General features: G+C 59.1%; 3 protein-coding genes and 1 pseudogene. 1 reads left to right on the forward strand and 3 read right to left on the reverse strand.

Going from position 1 to position 2,504, the window contains the following annotated elements; all coding sequences use genetic code 11:
• Positions 1-47: 47 nt before the first annotated feature.
• A pseudogene (locus CAK78_RS23095) lies at positions 48-218 on the forward strand (helix-turn-helix domain-containing protein); the annotation flags it as partial.
• On the opposite strand, the gene CAK78_RS10675 reads toward CAK78_RS23095, so the two are convergent.
• The 3 genes from CAK78_RS10675 to CAK78_RS10685 form a co-directional block, all read right to left on the reverse strand.
• The gene (locus tag CAK78_RS10675) at positions 219-1,211 is read right to left on the reverse strand and encodes a recombination directionality factor (protein WP_094697243.1); all 993 of its coding nucleotides are present in this window, start codon (positions 1,209-1,211) and stop codon (positions 219-221) included.
• Positions 1,208-2,197 (reverse strand): YqaJ viral recombinase family nuclease, encoded by a 990-nt coding sequence (locus tag CAK78_RS10680; protein WP_094697244.1) that lies wholly within the window; start codon positions 2,195-2,197, stop codon positions 1,208-1,210. Before CAK78_RS10680 ends, CAK78_RS10675 begins: the two co-directional genes overlap by 4 nt.
• Before the next feature lie 94 nt (positions 2,198-2,291).
• Positions 2,292-2,504: DUF932 domain-containing protein (locus tag CAK78_RS10685; RefSeq protein WP_141214175.1), on the reverse strand; the 213-nt coding region annotated here is incomplete at its 5' end.

Here is a 2,504-nt window from a genome sequence, read left to right on the forward strand (position 1 = left end):
TTGTAGGCCCGCTCTCCTAGCCGTTGATGCGCTCGCGCCAGGCTTTCGCTCAACTGTTTGGTTGTGAGCTAGCCGACTTTCTACGTGAGACCAGTAACCGCCCGACCGAGCAGGGCATTGTGCTGAGCCAGCAACTAGCCCGGCTGGATGATGCTGACCGAACTCTGTTGCTGGAAACAGTAGAACGTTTGGTGGAGCGGTTGGCTCGTCCCAGCTGATCACCCGCCGTTTACTGGGGGAGGGGGTGGTGTCCCTCTCCCCAATTTATTGGTGAGCGGACTCCTTCTTGGTTGTGGCCTCTGCGGTGTTCTGGTTGCTTGACTTTGCGGTGCGTTAAGCGAGGTAGTCGCCACTGCATCAGCGTTACCATTCGCTGTTTCGTCGCTGTTAGCTTCGGGATAGAACTCCTCCAGCAGCATCGGCACCTCTTCATCGATATCCTCAAACTGGCCGTTACGCAGCAACTCGCGAGCAGCCTGCTCCATCTGCTTGATGGCCAAGCCTGCTTCTTGGTCACGCTGGGCCGTCTCCTGTGCCAGCCTGACTGCCTCAGTCAGGTTGGTCTCTTCCCGCAAGGTCAAATCCACGTAGTAGACCGGTGTGCGGTAGGACTGGGTAGTGCTCTTGGCCCGCAGCCGCAGGGTGAGTGGCAGATAGCGGGTATGACCACCGCTCACAGCCTCCAGGTACTTGAGCCGTGCCGCCAGGGTGCGAACCGAGTTGTAGCCGGTGGTGCGGAAGATAAAGCTGCCTAGCTCATCCCCTTGCCCCTCCACAAACAGGTTTAGTCGCCCGTACAGCTTGCAGCCCTGTTGCCCGGCAAAGGCGCAGCGCTCTGGTCCTGGGTAGCTGACCTCCTCCATGCCTTGCGCACCCACTCGTCTTGCTACCTCCCCATTCCCGACACACAGCGGCCTGCCGGTTTGCCGGTCAAAGGCGCTGTATTCCGCCCGCAGATTCAAGTCGCTGTCGTTGAACAGCACCCGCACCGGAATGGCGCGGATCTTGGTTTGCTCCTGACCTTGGCCACTTTTCTGCGATGAGTAGTGTTGATGCAGGGGATGGAGCAACCATCCCCCCTTTTGTTGTACCTGGGTGGTGAGGGTGAAGCTGTCGTCCTTCTCCGGTACCCACTTATCCTGTTTTTGCACCAGCTTGCCGATGCAGATCCGCCCGATCACGGGCGGGGTTATCGCCAGTCCTTTGATCATGGTGTTTGCCTCAAGGGTTGAATGGTGAAACGGCGCACGCCGGGCACCGGTTTGACGTAACGGGTGAGCAAGTCGGGATGATCCTGACCGAGCTTATCGAGATCCGGCGCCAGCCGGTCTTTACTGCGCTTCCAGGTGATCTTGCCGTCGGCAAACAGCCCGGCTGTCGCTTCACCCAAGGTCGCTTGCAGCCGCTGTTTGAGTTGTGACTCCTGCAGTTCGACCGCTTCCTTTTGCTGTCGCAAGCGCAGCAGTTCGCCAAACAGCTGGTTGAACTCGGGAGAATCGGAGAGATCCACCGTCTGACCATCATCGCGGGGAAAGAGCCAGCTCAGGGCATTAGCGGCATCACTCGAGCCGTCAGGCTCAGGCTGCTGATCTTGTTGCACCATCTGCCAGAACTGCGCTTCCCGCTCGGTGAGATCCTGGATCTTCTCCTCATCACGCTCGATGCGATAAATCCGAAAATCCTGGCCGCCGATCAGCACTGCCACCTCAGCCCAGGCATGGCCGGTAACAGCCAGCTGATGCAGTACCTGACACTGGTAAGCCACCGGCACTCCTTCCTCCCACTGGGGAGCGCTGTGATAGCTGGCAGTTTTGATCTCCAGAATGCCCGGCCCATCGGGGTGACCGACTACCTCCCGATCGAGGTTGGCGAGCATGAAGGGTTGCTCGGGGTGTTGCAGCACAGCATTGACCCGTCGCACACGAAAGCCGGTGCGTTTGGCATAGACCTGCGCTAACACAGGCTCCAGCTCAATGCCCCACAGCACGGCTTCCTTGTGGGAGATATCCTCCGGCTCCTTGCGACCAGTCTTCTCCAGCCAGAGGCTGAGCGGGCATTTGTAGGGGGAGAGCCCCACTGCGACGGCGGCATCGGAGGAGCCAATGCCGAGTTTACGGATAGCGAGCCACTGCTCGCGGGTTAACTGGGTAGTAGAGGCTAGCCGCAGGGCTTGGCCGTATTTGGCTTTTGATTTCATGACTATTCCTTGTTAACGGCATAAATGGCGACGCCCGGATTGGCTTGCGCCAGTCCGGGTGAGGTCGTTATGCGGTTTGAATGGGGAAGCGTAATTACTGCAGCAGAGTGAGTGCCTGATTCAAGGCTTGGGATTTGAGTTGGGCACCCTGACCGAACCAGGCGGAATCGAGCCGGTGGTCCTGACTACGAGCGCGGCGGTGGTGATCAACGTATTCGGTGACCGCATTAACCAACCCCCAGGCGGTATTACGGGAGCTGGCAAGCTCTGAGCCCATACCCGCGCCCTGATAGAGCTCATGCAGCCG

The organism is Aeromonas sp. A35_P (genome assembly GCF_002259925.1).
GTDB classification, from domain to species: domain Bacteria; phylum Pseudomonadota; class Gammaproteobacteria; order Enterobacterales; family Aeromonadaceae; genus Aeromonas; species Aeromonas dhakensis.